This is a genomic window from Mesorhizobium qingshengii, assembly GCF_027563465.1.
Lineage (GTDB): Bacteria > Pseudomonadota > Alphaproteobacteria > Rhizobiales > Rhizobiaceae > Mesorhizobium > Mesorhizobium qingshengii_A.
In genome coordinates this window covers 75,184-93,861 of record NZ_JAPFQA010000018.1, presented here as the reverse complement: position 1 = coordinate 93,861, position 18,678 = coordinate 75,184, and the positions used below count along the sequence as shown (strand labels likewise).

Genomic DNA, 18,678 nt, shown 5'->3' with positions numbered 1-18,678 from the left:
CTTGGCTTTCGGGCTTTAGGCTGTCAAACAGCTTCACGAGGTTGTGCGATTTGACAACTTTTGGATCATCGTGGTCGAAAACGAACCACGCTTTGAGCGCCAACTCCATCGATAGCGCTAAAAGCATCGGTTCAACACCGACGTGTTCGCGGTCGCTCGGATCTGCAAGCTCTCTGAATTCTGGGCCTGGAAAGCTCTGTGTTTTTCGAAGAATCGCCTTTGCTGCTTCCCCTATCCGAATGGCCGTCGATAGCCGTGCACTCATTAGAGGTCCATTGGATTGATGTAGACTGGCTCCGGAATTTAAGCCGAGACATTGCAAGAGTTTATGGCTTGGAGCCAGGTGGCGCGGATTCACTATTTTGAGACGAAGGTTGAGTTGAGTTCTCCACAAATTACCTGCTTTCCTACACCTTCAGGGTGCGAATGCTATCATTCGGACGAACTCGCTGGGCTATGTCAACTCGTCTGAACTCGATGCGGGCGTCGGGCTACTGAACAGTCCGTCCGCTTTCAGGAATTCCTTTAAAGTGGATGAACGGCTGGAGCGAGGTGCAAAGTTGGCGTTCGCTTCGTGGAAGACAGTGGAAGACATAAGTCGACTTCGGGTCGAACTCGTTCGGAGTGATCGGGTTTTGACCCTAATCCGCCGGCATGGTCAGGCCAAGCGCGTCGATGATGGCGGGGTCCAGGGCGCGCGTGGCGTCGTCCATCATCCCCATGCCATCGAAGAGGTTCCAGAATGCCCAGGCAAAGCCGAGATCCTCGGCGCCCTGGCGCACGTCGGCGATGTAGCGCGCGCGATCGGGGTTGGGCGCGGCCACGTAGCGGGCGTCGGTGCGCAGCGCGCCGAACTCGCCCATGACGATGCGTTCCGGCGCAAGGCCATGGGCGTCGCCCCAGGCGCGAACCTGGCGAAGATATTTGTCGACGAAGCCCCGGTCGGGCTGGGCGTCGAAATAGACCTTCAGCACGCGCTCGGTTTGCGCATAGGCGGCGCGCTTGGCCTCGCCGGTCGTTTCGGTGTCCTTAGCCATGCGCGCCCTGACGGACGCCAGCGTTCCTTCCAACGAGCCGGCGGATGCCGGCCATGGCACGTTGTTGAGCGAACGGTAGACAGGCTCGCGCATCCACGGCGCGCCCTGGTGGCTGAACAGATAGGGTTCGTAGAAATGGAAGGTGAACAGGATCGGCTCGAATGGCGACAGCGGCGCCGGATCGAGCGCGGTCAACCCGCCGACCATCGAGCCGCAGCCGCCGGTGACGACCAGCGGCAGGGTCGCGGACGATGCCCTTGCCGCGGTCAGAAGCGCGTGCTGGACCTGCGACCAGACGTTGGACGCGCAGGCCTGCGGCGGTTCGTTGACCGGCTCGAGCGCCACCTTGCCCGGCTGGAACCGCTCCAGCCTGCCGGCAAGCTCGCCGATCAGCCCCCGGTAGAGATCGAAGGCGGGCGCGGCGGTGCTGGAGACCATGCGGTCAGGGTTCCAATAGTGGGTGGCGCCGTTGGCCTGCACGTTGACGATGATGCCGAGATCGGCGTCGAGCGTCGCGGTGACGGCCTTGTCCAGCATGTCCAGCAACTGGCCGCGGGACGTGGTGTCGGCCGCCAGGAAGGGGCCGGGATCGACGGGCAGGCGGATGAAATCCAGCCCGGTGGCGCGCAACCGGCGCAGATCGGCCGGTGTCGGAACCGGCCGTTGCGACTGGAATGGCGGCCAGGCGTAATCGGTGCGGGGTGCTGGAAATTCACGTGTCAGCGAGAACCACGGCCAGGCGTTGACGCCACGCCGAAAATGCGGTGCCTCGGCGGCTGCGCGGGCGGACGGCGCGATCGGGGCGAAGCCAAGTGCTGCCGCCGTGGACAGCGCCGCCTTGAGGACCCGACGGCGCGACCAGCCCGTCATGCGGTGCCGGGCGATGGACGATCGATCGCGACGGCCTCGGCGGCGGTCATGCCGAGCAAGCGGTAGGCTTCACGCTCGTAGGCAAGCAGGACGTCCTCCCAGCGGAAGGCCTCATTGGCACGCGCCCTGGCGGCCTTGCCGCAGGCCGCGACCAGGGCGTCGTCGTCCAGCGCCTGTTGCATCCGCTCGGCGCAGCTGCCGGTATCGGTGAAATAGATGGCGGCAGCCCCGGCGGTCCACCTGTTGTAGGGATTGTCGTGCGCGATCACCATGTTGCCGGCGGCAAGCGCCTCGACCAGCGACGGGTTTGTGCCGCCGACCGTGTGGCCGTGCAGATAGGCGCGCGCGTGGTAGCGCAGCGCCTTCACAATTTCCTGGTCGTAGATGGCGCCCGGCAGAACCACCGAGCCATTCGCCGCCTTGCGGACGGCGACGTGATAGGGGATTTGGTCGGAAAGCGTGCCCAGCACCACCAGCTTCATGTCGCGCTTGCGGCTGCAAAAGGCTTCGACGATGGGCAGGATGTTGTTGTCGGGTTCGATGCGCGCGATCGAGATCAGGTAGCGCCCGGGCTCGAGGCCGAGCGCCCGAACCGGCGCCTCGGGCGCCGATGTCACCGGATCGGCGCCATAGGCGATGGTGGCGATGGCGCTGCGCGGCCGGCGCGTCGCCAGATGGTCTGCGATCGCGGGATGATCGGCGACCAGGCGATGCGAGGTCCAGGCGGCAATCCATTCGTTGAGCCAGAACCAGGTGCGCGCCGCCATCCCCCATTTGGGGCGGCGCCACTCGATGCCGTCCATGTTGGTGATGATCTTGCGCCGCATCAGCCTGAGCCAGGTCAGGAAGATCCCGCCATTGTAGCCGAGGACGAGGCAGACGCCCGGCCGCCTGGCGGCGTCGCGGGCGCATTGCCAGTCGAATTCCAGTGTCGCGCGCGGCCCCTTGGAGGCGACCTCGACATGGATGAGCTCGATGCCGCGCCAGGTTTCGCTGCGCACCCTCTGCCCGATCCGGTCGACCTCCTGCTGGCAGTAGACGCCGACCTTCCAGCCTCTCGCGGCGAGAAAAAGAGCCAGTCTCTCGGCGAAGGTTTCAAAGCCGCCATGGGCCGCCGGTATGCCGCGCGTGCCCAGGATCAGAATGGCGGGCGTCTCTGGTTTCATGGCCGGCGGCACTTTCGGATGGGTTCCATGCATATTAGCGACTGCTGCATCATCAGGAAGCGGAAGCGCAACTTCCGTGCCATCTCCCGATTTCGGCGTCCGGGCGGATGATCATCGCGCCGGGTTGTAAAAAAACTGTATTGAACCCGGTGGTTGTTTCATTATCGGTCAACCCTTCTGTGCGCATCTGTGTCGAAACGAGGCATTGCCAGGGATTTGGCGTCCGGCGGCCGGACGGATCGACCAGGCATGGTTCTTGCGACAAGGTTCCAGCACGCCACCGGTCAGCGCGATGGTTGCGGCACCTGGCGGGATACAAAGATGCGGATTGCCTGCGTTCATCAGGGATATGAACTCTATGGTTCCGACCGCAGTTTCGCGGAGAGCGTCGCTGCGCTGCGCGCCGCGTTTCCGTCGGCCGACATCGAAGTGGTGCTGCCGCGCAGCGGGCCGATCGTGCAAATCCTGGAGGGCCATGCCAGCCGGATCGTCTTCGAACCGCTCTGGGTGCTGAGGCGCCAAGCCATACTGCGCCTGGCGACGGTCGAGATGGCGCGGCTGCCGATGGCGGTGCTGAGGGCATGGCGCCGCCTCAGGGATTGCGATCTCACCTATATCAACACCTCGATCGTGGCCGATTACGCGCTGGCCGCGCGCTTCGTCCCCGGCAAGGCTGTCCTGCATATCCACGAGATCCCCGAAGGCGCCATGCGCCGGGTGCTGGTCGGCCTGATGCGCTGGAGCCATGCGGATCTCATCTTCAACTCGCGCGCGACGCGCGCCGCGTTCGGCGATCCCAGGGGCTCGCGCACGCATGTCGTCTACAACGGTGTCGCCGGGCCGGCGGCCGCCGAAGCGATGACCTATGACGGCAAGCGCCCGTTGCGGGTGTTGCTGCTCGGCCGCGTCAACAGGATCAAGGGCCAGGAAGTCCTGCTGGAGGCGATCGCTTCGATGCCACCGGAATTGCGGTCGAGGATCGAGGTGCGGCTGGTCGGCGGCGCCTTCGAAAGCGCCGAGCGCGAGCGCGCGCTGGCCGAACTGGTCGAGAGCATGGGCCTGGCCGAACGCGTCAGCGTGTTGCCTTTCGTGCCGGACCCCTCGGAGCATTACCGCTGGGCCGACATCGTCACCGTGCCGTCGCGGCGTCCGGAATCGCTGGGTCGTGTCGCCATCGAGGCAATGGCCCATGGCCGTCCGCCGCTGGTGTCGGCGATCGGCGGGCTGGTGGAAGTCGTCATCGATGGCAAGACGGGCTGGCATGTTCCGCCGGGCGATGCCGCGGCGCTGGCCGGCAAACTGCGGGAGATCATCCTGCGGCCGGACGCCTGGCGTGGTTTCGTCGCCGCGGGGCGGTCGCGATACGAGGAGATCTTCAGCGAGCAGGTGGCGGCGGCGGCGATCGCGGCGATCGCCACGGACAAGCTGAGGTCGGCGCTGGCGAAGCCTGGCCGGGCGCATGCCGCCCGCGAAGCGGAGACCAGTTCGTGAAGTTCGCGTTTCCCGCCCATCTGCTCCGGCGTCTCGTGCTGATGATCGGCGGCGAGGCCATGCAGAGCGGCTTTCATTTCGCGCTGAACATCGCGCTGCTGCATGTGCTGTCGGCGCAAGGCTACGGCATCTTCGCCATCGCCATGGTGATGGGGGGCGTCGGCCTGTCCTATATCCGGTCGCTGACCGCCGTGCCCGCCAGCATATGGATGGGCAAGAGCACCAACAGCGCCGGCGTCGACGCACACGATGTCACTTTCGGAACGGCGGCGCTGGTCGTGGCGCTGGTGATGGCCGCCGCCACGGCGCTGCTGATGCAGCTTTGGGGAGAAGCAAGCGGTGTCGCCGCTGGCTGCTTCGTCGGCGCTTGGTCGCTGCGCAGTTATATGCGCACGGCATTCTTCGCGCGCCGCCAGCAGATGATTGTCTCCATCAGCGACTTCGTCTTCACGGTCGCGGGCGCCGCGTTGACCGCGCTGGCGATCTGGGTGGCCGCTGATGTGCTGCAGGCGGTGTTCTATGCACTGGCGGCGGCCAACTTGATCGGCATCGTCGTGCTGGTGCGGCTGGCGCGCCGGACGCTTCGCGTCAGCTTCCGCATGCCGGCCCGGCGCCGTTACGCCAGGCTCTGGCCCCAGCTGCGCTGGTCGGGGTTCAGCGCCACCACCACCAACATCCAGGGGCAGTGCCTGGCGCTGCTGGTCGCGGGCATTGCCGGACCGGCCGCTTACGCGCCACTGGCGGCGGTTCTCGTGCTGTTTGGCCCGCTGCGCATCGTCAGCCTCGCTTTCATGAACATGATCCAGCCGGAACTCGCGAAGCTGATGGCGAAGAACGAAGTCGGCCGCGTCTGGACGCAGGCCAAGATATGGGCCCTGGTGATGGGGCTCGGCAGCCTCGTCTACGGAGTTGGCATCCTGTTCGTCTTGCCGATGATAAAATCCCAGGCCCTCGCGGACGCCTCGATAGGCTTCATCGGGCTCCTGGCGATCGCGAACTATGTGCCGATCATGCTCTACATCATGCCCCGCGTCATCCTCGAGATCCTCGGCGATTTCCGGATGGTCGCCTTCATCACGACGGCCGGCGCGATCGTCGGACTGGTCCTGATCGCCATCCTGCTGGCGATCGCGTCTCCGCCGTGGTCGCTCGCCGGGGCCGCTGCCTCCGAGATCGTCGTGCTTCTGGCCTCATGGTATTTCGCACGCCGCCACATGCGGGCGCTCGAGCCGAGGGACGACCGCCATGATGGCCAGCCAACGTCGTGGCGACGGGCCGGACACATCCCGCTCGCCACGGGAAAAAGATAGGTGACGGACATGTCGATCCCGACAATGGCGACAGCGCCCGCAACTGGCGCGCCGACACCTGGCGGCCAGGTCCTGGGCCACGGCACAGGCGTTGCCGGAGGCGTCTACACGGCTCGGCTGCACACCAGCCTGGAAACAGTCATGCCGCTCTGGCTGCGGTGCCAGGCCGAGGGCGTATGCACCGCCCATCAATCCTATGCGTGGGCCGAGGGGATCGCCAAACGGCTGATGCCCGAGGGCGCCGAACTGCTTGTCGTGGAAGTGACCGACGCCGGTACCGGCGAACTCAAGATGCTGATGCCGCTGATGCGGAGCTCGAGGTTCGGACATCGGGTGATCGAATGGCTGAGCTGCGGCGTCTGCGACTATTCCGCGCCGCTGCTGGCGGACAGGAGCCCCTGGACCCGGCAAGCCGCCGAGGCGGCATGGGCGGCGATCCGATCCGTCCTGCCGCCGGCGGACCGCATCCATATCACGGGAATTCCGCGCGAGATTCACGGCGTGGGCAATCCACTGGCGATGCTGGCCTTCGCCGCCGATTCCAGCCTCATCACCTCCGGGCTCGTTCTGGAGGGCGATCCGGAGACCCTGATCAAGCGCCATGGCAGGCCGTCCTTTGTCAAAACCTTCAACAAGGACTGGCGCCGGCTTGAACGGCACGGCAGCGTGGATCTGGTCGAGGCCAACACGCCGGCCCTGGTGGAGCTCATCTTCGGCGCGCTGGTCGAGATGCGGCTCCGGCGCTTTCGGCAACTGGGGCGTTTCGACCTGCTGGCGCAGCCGGCGGTCGTCGATTTCTACCGAAACGCGGCGCTTCAGGGCCTGTCCGACGGATCGGTGCGCGTCTTCGGGTTGCGCGCCGGCGAGGATTGGGTCGCCGGCCAGTACACGCTGGCCCGGCAAGGCACCTTGCATGCCATCCTGATCGGAATAGACCAGGAGGTGGTGGTCAACGCCTCACCGGGCCTGGCGATCATCGGCAGGCTGATGGAATGGGCACTCCGGCAGGGCTTCGACTATTTCGACCTGTCGGTCGGCAGTCAGCCCTACAAGGAACAGTTCGGCGCCGAGAGCTCGGTCCTGGCCAAGATCGACGAAACGCTGACGCCGCTGGGCAAGGGCGTGGCCGCCGTCGCGGCGCTTCGCGAGCGGGCCGAGCTTTTCGTGCGCTCCAACCCGCGCCTGTTCAAGGCCGGCCAGGGACTGGTGCGCGGCTTGCGGCGATTGAAGAGCTGAAGCGCTCGCATCGGTTCCCGTGCCCGTACCAGCGAACCGACGCGTCACATCGCCTCCGAATCGAAAAGCAGCATCATCACGTCGTCGTCTTCAGGCGCGTATTTGCGCCGGTCGACGGCGCAGGCCTTGCCGATCTCGCTCGCAAAAGCCGCACGAATGGCGTCCAGGCTGTCGAAATAGAGGGTCGCGACGATGTAGGGTATCTCGCCCGGCGAGAGGCTCACGATCGGCCGCTTGCTGACATCGTAGCGGCGCAGGCCGGGAAGTTGTTTCGCGAGCGGCAGATGGATGTCGAAATAGTGCCGGTCGAAGGCGGCAGGATCGGCAGGGGTTTTGTAGATGACAAGCATTTTGGCCATGATGGTGCTCTCTGAGGTGTGATCGGCGCCGCGATGTTGGTCGGCGCCGCACCAATGTCGTTCGCGGGGAGCGGATTTCGACAGCGGCAGGTTTTTCGCGGCGCCAACGACAGGGCGCCGGCGGCTCATGGTATTGGCACGCGCCATCCGTGCGCGACCGGCCCGCGTGAGCATGGCCCGGCGCGGTGGCGCCCGCCTGTCAGGGGCGCGACCTCGAGGGCACTTGATCCAAGTCAAGGTGAATTGGCGTCGATGCGCCTATCTTGTGTCCTGTCTTGGGAAGGACGCAAGGCGGGCGGGTGGTTCCAGGCCGGCAAGCTGAAAACAGCCCCGGTTTGGGCCGCCCGCAACTTCGTCGGGAGGTCGTGCCGCATTTGCAGGCCACCCCAAATTGACAGGACGGCGTGTCTCCGTCATCCTTGAGCCCAGTCGCCAGGCTGCGGAAGCGGCTGTGTTGCGTGTCAGGGCGACCGAGGGCAGCGTCATGTTCAGTCCCGTCATCGGCCAGAATTCGAAGCGCGCGGCGGTACGCAAGGCGCTCGACCGCCACAAGGTCTACATCACCGCGCAGAGTTTTTCGGCCGGCGCCTACCAGGCACGCGTGCTGGTCGAAGGCGAGGCCTACTGGGTCGACGAATTCCGGCTCGCCCAGCTGCGGCAGGGGCTGTCGCCGGCCGAGCTCGAACTGACGCCGGCCACCGACGATTGAGGTTCAGGAAGAGCGCGGCGGTCCTTGACGTGCGTCTCATTCCTTCGCGTATGCCATGACGACCCCTCCCAAACTCCAGACCTATCGCGCCAAGCGCGAATTCTCGAAGACGCCGGAGCCGGCCGGCGGATTGGCCGCCGACGAAGGCAACCGCTTCGTCGTGCACAAGCATCACGCCACCGCCGATCACTATGATCTGCGCCTGCAGGTCGGCGGCGTGCTGAAGAGCTGGGCGGTGCCGCGCGGGCCCTCGCTCAACCCGGCTGACAAAAGGCTGGCGGTCGAGACCGAGGATCATCCGCTCGAATATATCGACTTCGAGGGCGTCATTCCCGAGGGCGAATATGGCGGCGGGCCGATGATCGTCTGGGACACCGGCAGCTGGGCGCCGATGGACGATGTCGAGAAGAGCCTGCGCACCGGCGCCTTCAAGTTCCGGCTGGCCGGCGAGAAGCTCAATGGCGGCTGGATGCTGACGCGGCTGAAGCCAAAGCCCGGCGAGGACGAGAACAAGAAGAACTGGCTGCTGTTCAAGGAGCGCGACCTTGCCGCCGACGCCAAGCTCGACATCCTCGAAGCGCGGCCGGAAAGCGTCAAATCCGGATTGCGCATCGAGGAGCTGGTGGCGCCGCCAAAGCCGGCCGCCAAACCCAGGCCCAAACCGGGGTCGCTGAAGCCCGGCACGCTGCCGGGCGCCTTCAAGGCGCCGGCGCTCAGCCGCATCGAACCGCAACTGGCGACACAGGTGCCCAAGCCGCCCGATGGCGAGGACACCAAAGAGGTCTGGCTGCACGAGATCAAGTTCGACGGCTACCGCACCATGGCGCATGTCTCCGATGGAGAGGTGCGGCTGATCACCCGTGGCGGCATCGACTGGACGAAGCGCTATGGCGACCTCCCGCATGCCTTCGCCAAACTGCCGTGCCGCGACGCCATCATCGACGGCGAGATCGTCGTGCTCGACGCCAAGGGCATCAGCCGTTTCGCGCTGCTGCAGGACGCGCTGGCCGAAGGCGCCGGCAGCAAGCTGCATTTCTACGCCTTCGATCTTCTGCATCTCGACGGCTGGGACCTGACGAAAACGCCGCTCGTCCGGCGCAAGGCGCTGCTGGCCGAGCTGCTCGCCGGCCTCGGCGCCAATTCCGCCATCCAGTTCTCCGACCATGTCGAGGGCTCCGGGCAGGGGCTCTACGACCAGGCGTCGGATATGGGGCTGGAAGGAGTGGTTTCGAAGCGGGCGACCGCGATCTACCAGAGTGGCCGCACCAAGAGCTGGACGAAGACCAAGGCGCTAAAAAACGGCGACTTCGTCATCGCCGGCTATACGGTCTCCGACGCGGCGGAGGGGCTGGCGGCACTCGGCCTTGCCGAATTCGAGGAGGGCGAGCTGCATTATCGCGGCAAGGTCGGCACGGGCTTCGACCGCGACACGGCCGCCGACCTTCTGGCGCGGCTGGAGCCGCTCACGTCAGGGGCGACGGCGCCAGAAGGCGCGCCGCGCGAAGTGATGCGCGAGATGCACTGGGTGAAGCCACTGTTTTCGGCCCGCATCCACTATGCCAACCGCACGGCGGACAATGCGCTGCGCCACGCGGTGTTTCGCGGCCTGCGCGATGTCGGCCTGTCGACGCCGGTGTCGGCCAAACGCAAGCGGCTGATCTCGGAGGCCGACCTTGCCACCATCTGGGTGACCAACCCGACGCGGCGGCTATTCGGCAAGACCGGCCCGACCAAGCTCGACATCGCCGTCTATTACGCGCTGGTCGGCGATTTCATGCTGCCGCACATCCTCGGCCGCCCGGTGTCGCTGGTGCGCTGCCCGACCGGCCTGCCGAAGGACTGCTTCTTCCAGCGCCATGCCTTCACCGGCATGCCGCCCTCGGTGGTGACGTTCGAGGCCACCAATTCGGAGGGCGAGACCAAATCCTATCTCTCGGTCGAAGGCGCCAAGGGCTATCTGGCGCTGGCGCAGTTCGGCGTCGTCGAGTTCCACACCTGGGGCACGCATCGCACCAGCCTCGACAGACCGGACCAGATCGTCTTCGACCTCGACCCGGGCGAGGGGATTTCCTGGCGCGAGGTGGTCGAGGCGGCGGTGCACATCAAGGCCGAACTGGAGGGTCTGGGGCTGGTGCCCTTCGCCAAGACGTCCGGCGGCAGCGGCATCCACATCACCGTGCCGGTAAGCGCCAAGCAGAACTGGAAGAAGCTGCACCAGGCGACCAGCGCCATTTCCACGCATCTGGCGGCCACCGCGCCCGACACCTTCACCACCACCATGGGCAAGGACAACCGCAAGAAGCGCATCTTCATCGACTATCACCGCAACGCGCGCGGCCACACCTCGGCGGCGCCTTACTCCCTGCGCGCCCGCACCAACCTGCCGGCCTCGACACCGGTGAGCTGGGCGGATCTGGAGAGCATCGATGCGCCGCAGGATCTGAACTATTCCTCGCTGCCGGGACTGTTGGCGACTTCGGGCGATCCATGGGCGGATATCGGGGATTTCGCGAGGGATTTGCCCTTTCAGACCTTGGGTTCCTCGCCCCCGTGAAACGGGGGAGAGGTGGCCGCGAAGCGGACGGAGAGGGGGGCTGCGCCGACGGTTGGAAGATGGCTCTAGGCCCGCCCAAGGATAGGTTCGCGCCATCCCCCTCTCCGTCTCGGCTTCGCCGAGCCACCTCTCCCCCGCCTTCGCGGGGGCGAGGAACCCAAGGTCCATCGACGCTTTCGACAATTTGAATTATTCTCCGCCCCTGACCCCTCCGGCGGGATGGAAGATTTCGTCAGGGATTTGCCTGTATCGTGCGGGGTCGGTGTAGGATTTGCGCAGCCTTGTTCGTCCTTCGGACGAAAGCGCTGCAGAGAGCATGATCCCAAAAAGTGGGAACCGGTTTTTGGGTAAGATCATGCTCAGTCAAAAATGTCAGTGCATGGCCGCGTAGGAGTGTTTCATGGCGCCCAGGGCAAGTTGGAAAGGTTACCTCAAGCTCAGCCTCGTCAGCTGTCCGGTCCGGCTCTATCCGGCGACGACCACGAGCGAGCGCATCTCGTTCAACCAGCTGCACAAGAAGACCCACAACCGCATCAACATGAAGCCGGTCGACCCCGAGCTGGGGTTGGTCGAGCGTTCGGACCTGGTCAAGGGCTATGAGTACGAGGACAAGCAGTACATCATCATCGATGATGCCGACCTCGACGCGGTGCGCATCGAATCCAACCACACGATGAACATCGAGGCCTTCGTCGACGAAGGCGAAGTCGACGTCATCTACCAGGACGCGCCCTATTATCTGGCGCCGGATGGGGCGATGGCGGAAGAGACTTTTGCCGTGCTGCGCGAAGCCATGCGCAAATCCGGCAAGCTGGCAATCGCGCGCCTTGTGCTGTCCAGCCGCGAACGGGTGGTGACGATCGGCGCGCGCGAAAACGGCATGTTCGTGTGCACTTTGAGGAACCCGAACGAAGTGCGCGGCACGGCTGAGTATTTTGGAAATATTCCGGCCGGAAAGCCCGACCCGGAAATGCTTGAACTGGCCGAAGCGCTGATCAAGCAGAAGGAAACCACCTTCGACCCGAAGAACTACGAAGACCGCTACGAGATCGCGCTGATGGCGATGATCCGCGAGAAGCTCAAGGGCCACAAGCCGATCATCGCGGCCGCCCCCGAGCGCGGCAATGTCATCAACCTGATGGACGCGCTGAAGGCGAGCCTGTCGCAGTCGAAGCCGCCGGCCAAGTCCAAGAGCAAGACAGACGAGGCCGCCAAGCCCGCCGCCAAGAAGGCGGCAGCTGGTGGTGCTGCTGAAAATCCGCTGAAGGCCAATCTGCTCAAGGCGGTCGGCAAGAGCAAGAAATGACGGCACAAGCCGTCCCGGGGGCCGTCTTCGGTACGATCGGCGCGCTGGCGGCGTTTCCGCTGAGGCTGGCGGCGCGCGAAGTCGAGCGCCAGCATGGCCAGTTGCGGCGCGGCGTCACCAGGCGCACCACGCATGTGGTGTTCGGCCGGACTTTTCTCGCCAAGGCCGGGCTGACCAAGAACGGCGATGCCGGGATCGAACGCCGCGTTGCCGCCGAGCGCGCGGCCGGGCGGACGCTGATCAGCGAGAACGGTTTCCTGCGCCTGCTCGGGCTGATGAAGGCGCCGGAGGCCTCCTCGCTGTCGCGGCAATCGCTGATCGAGCAGTCGCGGCTGCCGGGCGCCGACCTCGACCTGCTCTCGCTGTTCGATGCGTTCGAGCATGATGCAGAGCCCTATTCCTTCCGCGACCTGATCCTGGCGCGCAAATATGCCGGGCTGGTGGCCGGCGGTGCGACCTGGGGAGCGATCGCGCGTTCGGTGCACCGCTCCGGCCCGGTGGCTTCGCTGACCGCCAAGTCGCTCAATGTCGGCTCGCAGCATGGGCGACCCGACGCGATCTATCTCGAAGGCGGCCAGAGCGAGCTCGACGGGCAGTTGCTGTTCGACCTGGGCATGGCCGGTTCAACCGGCGACGACACTTTGGAAGAGCTGTTTGCCGAGGCGGAAGCGGCGGAGGAGGGCGGCGACCATGATGGGGCGGCCGCACTCTACCAGCGCTGCCTCGCCATTGACCCGAGCGATGCCATCGCAGCCTTCAACCGCGCCAACTGCCTGCGCGCCGGCGGCCACGCGGCCGAGGCCGCGCATGATTATGCAAGGGCGATAAAGCTCGACCCTGCGTTCGTCGAAGCCTGGTTCAACCTCGCCGGGCTGATGAGCGAGCAAGGCCGCGACGCCTCCGCGCGACGGCACCTGCAGAAGGCTATCGCGCTCGACAAGAATTATGCCGATCCGGTGTTCAACCTGGCACGGCTGGAGTTCGACGCCGGCAATCTGCCGGAGGCACGGCGGCTGTGGGTGCGGTATCTCGAGCTCGACGCGGAGTCCGAATGGGCCGGGGTGGCGGCCAAGGGGGTGCAGTTCGTGGATATGCAGCTGGCGCGCGGCGCGGCCGCCGCGCAAGCATAGTCTGGCAGCATGATTCTGGAAGGATTGGAAGGTTCATGTTTCGAAAGACCGCCCCATGACCACCTTCCTCTTCGACGGCTTCGACACCGCTCCCGTCACCATCCTGCTCGCGCATGGCGCCGGCGCGTCGATGGATTCGCCTTCGATGACCGCCACCGCCAAGGCTTTTGCCGCCGCCGGCTTCCAGGTGGCGCGCTTCGAATTCCACTACATGGCCGCCCGCCGCTATGGCCACCGCAAGCCCCCGCCGCGCGCCGAGACGGTGAACCCGGAATACATCAAGGCGATCGCCGACCTCCGGGCCAGAGGCGTGGCGGGTAAGCTCATCATCGGCGGCAAGTCGATGGGCGGCCGCGTTGCCTCGATGGTGGCGGACGAGATGTTTGCCAAGGGCGAGATATCAGGCCTGCTGTGTCTCGGCTATCCCTTCCATCCGCCCGGCAAGCCCGAGCAATTGCGGACAAAACATCTGGTGGGACTGAAGACGCCGACGCTGATTTTTCAAGGCACGCGCGACGAGTTCGGTACGCCGGAAGAGGTTGCGGGTTATGGGCTGTCCGATGCGATCGAGGTGGTCTGGCTCGAGGATGGCGACCACGATCTCAAGCCGCGCAAGAGCATTTCGGGATTTTCGACGGCCGATCATCTGAAAACGCTGGCAGAGACGGTGAAGGACTGGGCGGGCGGGCTGGGCGGGCGTTGAGTTTTCGCACTTTCTGAGACGTTTGCGCCGCCCCTCATTGTCCTGCCGGACATTTCTCCCCGTATAGGGACGGGGAGAAAGACGCGGTCATCGCCGCTTTCGCCAATCGCTTGCGTTGCAGAAAAGGCGGAGGCGTTGCGGCCAGCTCCCTTCTCCCCGTCACTATGCGGGGAGAAGGTGCCGGCAGGCGGATGAGGGGCAGCGCTGACATTGGCCATTCGCCCAGCACCGCGCGCCGCATCCCCTCTTGCCCCCCGCTTCGCCTTCCTGCTTTCATGCACGCAATGAAACTCGCCTCCTTCAACATCAACAACATCAACAGCCGGCTCGAAAACCTTCTGGCGTGGCTGGCGGCGGCAAAACCCGATGTCGTCTGCCTGCAGGAGCTGAAGGCGCGCGACACGCAGTTTCCGCGCAGCGCATTGGCGGCGGCGGGCTATGGCGCGGTGTGGAAGGGCGAGCCGACCTGGAACGGCGTCGCCATCCTTTCGCGCGGCGCCGAACCCGTCCTGACCCGCGATGCCTTGCCCGGCGACGATGCCGACAAGCAGAGCCGCTACATCGAGGCGGCGGTGAACGGCATCGTCATAGCCTGCCTCTATGCGCCGAACGGCAACCCGCAGCCGGGGCCGAAATTCCCGTACAAGCTCGCCTGGCACGCACGGCTCGAGGCGCATGCCGAACAGCTCATCGACACCGGCCTGCCGGTGGTGCTGGCCGGCGACTACAACATCGTGCCCGAGCCGCGCGACATCTACCCCACCCGCTCCTATGACGACAACGCGCTGGTGCAGCCGGAAAGCCGGGCGGCCTTCGCCGCGCTCATCGAGCAGGGCTGGACGGACGCGCTGCGCAAGAAGCACCCGAAGGAAACGCTCTACACGTTCTGGGATTACCGCCGGAACCGCTGGCCGCGCGATGCGGGCTTGAGGCTGGACCACATATTGCTGTCGAAGACGCTGGCGCGCCGGCTTATAGCCGCCGGCATCGACCGCGACGTGCGCGGGCAGGACGGCGCCAGCGACCATGCGCCGGTGTGGGTGGAGGTCAGGTGAGGGCGCTGCCCTGCCTCTGGTTCGATATGATCGAAACGTGCTCTAGGCAGCGCCGAACGCAACCTGAGCGGCCACTTCTTGCGCGAGGTCGCCATGCAGTGGCGAGCGCGGGCGGTTCGGCTGCGCGGGAACGCCGCCATCGGTCCAGCCGTCGCCATACCGCAAGGACGTCACATCGGTGATCATCTGTTCGACGGCTTGCGGAAAGGCGAGCCGGGGCAGCGAGCCCGACAGCCAGTCCCATGCCCACGTCATGAGATCGGCGAGCCGTTGTTTTTGCAGAGGAGATAGGGACGTTCCCCAGGCACCGAAATTGCCGAAAGAGACCTGCATGTCGGTATCCTCGAGAACCATCAGACAGGCGGCGAACAACAGCAGCGCGATGGCCGCCGACGAGTCCCTGGCATCATCAGCCAGCAACCGCGCGGGTGCGGCCGTCGACCCTGCCAGCAGATGGTAGAGCGTCGCGTCAGGCTGGACGTCGTCCGCCACGATATATGCCAGCTGGGCAGGCAAGGGCGTCAGTTTCAGCAGGTGAAGCGGGTCTGCCGGCATGATCGTCTGGCCGAGCGGACCCATCTGGAGGCGGCCGCTTTTGTTTTGAGCGGCTTCGGCTTCCCAGCCATGGCGGATCCAGTCGATCCAATCGTCGTGATCCATGGTGGGCGCCGCGCCGAACAACAGCCACATGCAAATGCGGGTGCGCACATCATCGCTGAGGTCCGGAAAGGCGCTGATCAATGCAAACTGACTTTCGTTTGGCCACCCGAGCGAATCCCGCATCGCGTCGGCCCAGCTTTCCAGCGTCTTGGATCCGTACCAACCGAACAGCCAGTCCCATAGCCCAAGCCGCGCGATCGTCTGGCCGAGTCCTCTCGCCGCTTCCTGCCAGCGCAACTGGTCGTCCAAAAGGCGCGCGGCGGGCAGACGCTCGAGCATCTCATGCATCAGCAGCAGAGCCGCCCAGCCGAGAATGTCCTCGGCGCGGGTCAGGGACCCGATGGTCGGCGGCGTGGCCATGGAACCCTGTCCGTCCGCTCGCCACGACATCCGTTCGCCGCTGACGGGGCCGTCGAGCTCATGCCGCGCCAGTTCCTTGAACGACATCAGGAGCGTTGGAATGTCGGGGGGCCCCGGTTCCACTATGTCCATCGCGCCGCGTCCGGGATCGAACCAGGGAAGCCCAGGCTCGGGCTCGGCGTGCGCGGGCACCGAGCGGATATGATCATAGGGGAGGTCGAGCGGCAGGGCGGGCAAAGGCGAGCCGCCGCCCTCGGGCCTGGGCGGGACCGGCGTGCTTCCGCCCTCGATTCCGTCGCTGCCGGCGGAGCGAACATAGATCCGCCGTACGAACTCGGCCACCGCCTCCAGCGTCGTGAACGACACTTCGCTCTCTCCGGCAAAGACGCCGATCTGAAAACAGCCGCGCGGAGCGGAGCGGGCCAATGCGCGGCTGGCGACCGGTTCGGGGCGAAAGTAGGGGGCGCTGATCATCACGCAGGGCGCTTCGCGCAGTTCCGAAACCTCGTCCGTCAAGGAGAACTCTCGCCAGCTCGCAAAGGCGATGCCGCCGCGCGGGTCCAGAGCATCGATCTGCCAGGTGTCCATGGCTTACCCCTTCACCCGTCCCGTGGTGGTGACGATGCGGACAGGCACCGCGCACTTGCGCAGTTCCTTCTCGGCCACCCTTCGACGGTCACGCCAGATCTGTGACTCCAGCGGCGGGGCAGGCCCCATGCGCCGCCGGTCCGCGATGCCGGCTTCACACGCGGCATCGGCCGCGCTGACGCGAGCCTCCGAGAGGTCCTGCGTGCCGAACGAGCCGAGCCTGAGGATTTCCACATAATCCTCATCGACACGCAGCGCGTCCGAGATCTGGCCGGTGGTGAGCCGGCGCGGCCGCACGCCGAGAATGGAGAACACCTTGACGGCGGCGATGGCATCCCGGCTGTCCCCCCAGCTCCCCGACATCCGCAGCGCTTCGTCCGCCCGGCGTTGCGGCCATTGGTCCGGGTCATGTCCGTCCTCGATCACATTCTTCAAGGGCGCGCGCACGAGATCATATGAGTTGCTCGCCAGAACGGTCGTTTCATCGGGCACCGTCTTGAGGACAAGACAGATGTCGCCGTAGAAATAGACACCGGTACCGTTCAGCTCCATCGCGCCGAAATAGAGGTCCGCCGGGGTTTTGCCGTCGGGAACGGGCAGTGCCCGGTCGACGATTTCACGGAGCTTTCCAGCGCTGTCCGGCGTCTCGCTGCCGACATGATATTTGGCCAGATCGTAGCCGTTCTTGTAGGGCCGGTCGTCGCCCCTCAGGCTCGCCTCGCAGACCGCCGGCACATGCGCCGACGAGATGTTGGCGACCATGGAGGCTCCCATCCCGGAGTGTCGCGGCAAGTCCTTTCGCGCAAGTCCGGGAACATCTGGTCCGACCCCGGCAAGGGCGGCCCGGATGGCGTCGATATTTGCCTTGAAATAAATCGATATGGTTGGGTCGACCGGCAATGGCGCAACCGTCATGGCCGTCAGCCTGTCTGGCCAATCCGTCTTCGTCAGGTCCTTGCCCATTGCCGTCTCCTCGATCCGGGGTGGCTCGGGTTTTGCGCGTCGTCAGGACTCAGGGTCCGGGATGGGCCACGTTCCCGATATTCAAGGCCGAGAAGATCGCGATCGCGATAATGCCAGCCGCAAAGCCGAGATACTGCAGCACCATGCCGAACTGGCGCCAGCAGTTGATCTTCTTGCGTGCGGCCTTTCCGTCTTCCCCCTTCCAGTCGAAATCGCGGTAGCTGATGTAGAACCTGTCCCATCCCTGCATGTGTATCATGCCGCCCACCACCGAGAGGCCGAGCCCGACCCAGCCAATCCACATAAGCAATGGTTCATCGACTTGTTTCAGGCTGGGCCGAAACGAAACCGTGAAAGCCAGAACACCCGCAGACAGGGTCATGACAAGCTTGATCAGCTCCAACCTGTAATTGTTGGCCCATTCGACATTGCTATGGATGGATTCGATGGTCGGAGTCTTTTTCTTCGCCATAGCGGGCACGACGACATCGGTCTTATTGGCTGCCGCAGGTTCATTGTGGTGCTCGCCTTGACCGCTCCCAGGTTCCACCATGCCATCCCCCGTTATGACTTCAGCAAGCCCCAACCATACATGATAAGACATATATTTGATAAGACATATATTTGGAGGCAGAATCTGGAAGTCGAAAGCACAAAATCTCAGGGGCGCAAACGATGCCGCCGGCCTCATCGACCGCGACGCGCGCGGGCAGGACGGCGCAAGCGATCATGCGCCGGCGTGGGTGGCGTTGCGATAGCCAGCAAGAGCCGATGCCTGCCTGCGCCTAGGGAACGACGCCAACCCCGGCATATACCAAGCCGGCGAAGAGCAGGGGAACAGCGACCAGGCAGGTCGCCATGACGACGACAACGGCGGTGGCCATCCGCTCGCCTCGCCTGCAAAGCGCGTCGGCAGCGGCGTCGTCTTGCGGGATGAGTTCTCGCAAGAAGTCCGAAATATCCTGGTTCGCGGGTATCTGGTTGTCGTTGGCGGGCAGGGGAGCCGGAGCCTTGGAAATCTTCGGAACTGGATTCACACTTTGCCTCACACTCGATCGCGTGGCCCAAACGCCGGAACCCGGCGATGGTTCCGAATTTTCCAAATTGGCGACGATCGCCGTTCGAGGGGCGTGGGTGGCGTTTTGCGATACATGTTGGCGCTGATAGTCTGACTGTGCGGC

General features: G+C 65.0%; 16 protein-coding genes and 1 pseudogene. 9 read left to right on the top strand and 8 right to left on the bottom strand.

Translation table 11 applies throughout. The features are described 5' to 3' along the window. The 3 genes and pseudogenes from OOJ09_RS27180 to OOJ09_RS27170 all read right to left on the bottom strand — a co-directional run. A pseudogene (locus OOJ09_RS27180) lies at nt 1-265 on the bottom strand (hypothetical protein); the annotation flags it as partial. A gap of 376 nt (nt 266-641) precedes the next feature. Next, complete coding sequence (locus OOJ09_RS27175; protein WP_269908147.1) at nt 642-1,907, bottom strand: glycoside hydrolase family 5 protein; 1,266 nt, start codon at nt 1,905-1,907, stop codon at nt 642-644. After that, nucleotides 1,904-3,073 (bottom strand): DUF1972 domain-containing protein, encoded by a 1,170-nt coding sequence (locus OOJ09_RS27170; RefSeq protein ID WP_269908146.1) that lies wholly within the window; start codon nt 3,071-3,073, stop codon nt 1,904-1,906. Before OOJ09_RS27170 ends, OOJ09_RS27175 begins: the two co-directional genes overlap by 4 nt. 249 nt (nt 3,074-3,322) lie before the next feature. Here OOJ09_RS27170 and OOJ09_RS27165 point away from each other — a divergent pair, with 249 nt between their 5' ends. Genes OOJ09_RS27165 through OOJ09_RS27155 form a run of 3 tightly spaced genes read left to right on the top strand, consistent with a single transcriptional unit; the run spans nt 3,323 to nt 7,110 of the window. Continuing rightward, entirely contained in the window at nt 3,323-4,564 is a 1,242-nt protein-coding gene (locus tag OOJ09_RS27165; RefSeq protein ID WP_333474488.1) for a glycosyltransferase family 4 protein, read from the top strand. Continuing rightward, complete coding sequence (locus tag OOJ09_RS27160) at nt 4,561-5,874, top strand: hypothetical protein (RefSeq protein WP_269908145.1); 1,314 nt, start codon at nt 4,561-4,563, stop codon at nt 5,872-5,874. Before OOJ09_RS27165 ends, OOJ09_RS27160 begins: the two co-directional genes overlap by 4 nt. Before the next feature lie 9 nt (nt 5,875-5,883). Then, the gene (locus OOJ09_RS27155; RefSeq protein ID WP_420107550.1) at nt 5,884-7,110 is read left to right on the top strand and encodes a GNAT family N-acetyltransferase; all 1,227 of its coding nucleotides are present in this window, start codon (nt 5,884-5,886) and stop codon (nt 7,108-7,110) included. A gap of 44 nt (nt 7,111-7,154) precedes the next feature. Here the strand turns inward: OOJ09_RS27155 and OOJ09_RS27150 are convergent, their stop codons facing one another. Then, nucleotides 7,155-7,469 carry an EthD family reductase gene (locus tag OOJ09_RS27150; RefSeq protein ID WP_091585564.1) on the bottom strand — a complete coding sequence of 105 codons (315 nt, stop codon included), beginning with the start codon at nt 7,467-7,469 and terminating at the stop codon, nt 7,155-7,157. Between the two features lie 484 nt (nt 7,470-7,953). Here OOJ09_RS27150 and OOJ09_RS27145 point away from each other — a divergent pair, with 484 nt between their 5' ends. The 6 genes from OOJ09_RS27145 (at nt 7,954) to OOJ09_RS27120 (ending at nt 14,926) form a co-directional block, all read left to right on the top strand. Beyond that, nucleotides 7,954-8,178, top strand: a complete 225-nt coding sequence (locus tag OOJ09_RS27145) for a hypothetical protein (RefSeq protein WP_333474490.1) — start codon at nt 7,954-7,956, stop codon at nt 8,176-8,178. Nucleotides 8,179-8,233: 55 nt separating this feature from the next. Beyond that, nucleotides 8,234-10,732, top strand: a complete 2,499-nt coding sequence (gene ligD, locus OOJ09_RS27140) for a DNA ligase D (RefSeq protein WP_269908143.1) — start codon at nt 8,234-8,236, stop codon at nt 10,730-10,732. A 400-nt stretch (nt 10,733-11,132) separates the two neighbouring features. Continuing rightward, entirely contained in the window at nt 11,133-12,038 is a 906-nt protein-coding gene (locus OOJ09_RS27135) for a Ku protein (protein WP_269908142.1), read from the top strand. Continuing rightward, the gene (locus OOJ09_RS27130) at nt 12,035-13,168 is read left to right on the top strand and encodes a tetratricopeptide repeat protein (RefSeq protein ID WP_269908141.1); all 1,134 of its coding nucleotides are present in this window, start codon (nt 12,035-12,037) and stop codon (nt 13,166-13,168) included. Before OOJ09_RS27135 ends, OOJ09_RS27130 begins: the two co-directional genes overlap by 4 nt. A gap of 55 nt (nt 13,169-13,223) precedes the next feature. After that, a complete protein-coding gene (locus tag OOJ09_RS27125) occupies nt 13,224-13,871 on the top strand; it encodes an alpha/beta fold hydrolase (RefSeq protein ID WP_269908140.1) in 648 nt (215 codons plus the stop codon). Nucleotides 13,872-14,155: 284 nt separating this feature from the next. Continuing rightward, on the top strand, nt 14,156-14,926 hold the full coding sequence (locus OOJ09_RS27120; RefSeq protein ID WP_269908139.1) for an exodeoxyribonuclease III: 771 nt from the start codon (nt 14,156-14,158) through the stop codon (nt 14,924-14,926). A gap of 42 nt (nt 14,927-14,968) precedes the next feature. Here OOJ09_RS27120 and OOJ09_RS27115 read toward each other — a convergent pair whose 3' ends face one another. From OOJ09_RS27115 to OOJ09_RS27100, 4 genes are all read right to left on the bottom strand, one after another. Next, nucleotides 14,969-16,534 carry a hypothetical protein gene (locus OOJ09_RS27115; RefSeq protein ID WP_269908138.1) on the bottom strand — a complete coding sequence of 522 codons (1,566 nt, stop codon included), beginning with the start codon at nt 16,532-16,534 and terminating at the stop codon, nt 14,969-14,971. 3 nt (nt 16,535-16,537) lie between these two features. Continuing rightward, nucleotides 16,538-17,497: a hypothetical protein gene (locus OOJ09_RS27110; RefSeq protein WP_269908137.1), complete on the bottom strand. Its 960-nt coding sequence runs from the start codon at nt 17,495-17,497 to the stop codon at nt 16,538-16,540. 49 nt (nt 17,498-17,546) lie between these two features. Further along, complete coding sequence (locus tag OOJ09_RS27105) at nt 17,547-18,050, bottom strand: hypothetical protein (protein ID WP_269908136.1); 504 nt, start codon at nt 18,048-18,050, stop codon at nt 17,547-17,549. 232 nt (nt 18,051-18,282) lie between these two features. Further along, nucleotides 18,283-18,534, bottom strand: coding sequence for a hypothetical protein (locus tag OOJ09_RS27100; RefSeq protein WP_269908135.1), 252 nt, complete (start codon nt 18,532-18,534; stop codon nt 18,283-18,285). Between the last annotated feature and the right edge of the window lie 144 nt (nt 18,535-18,678).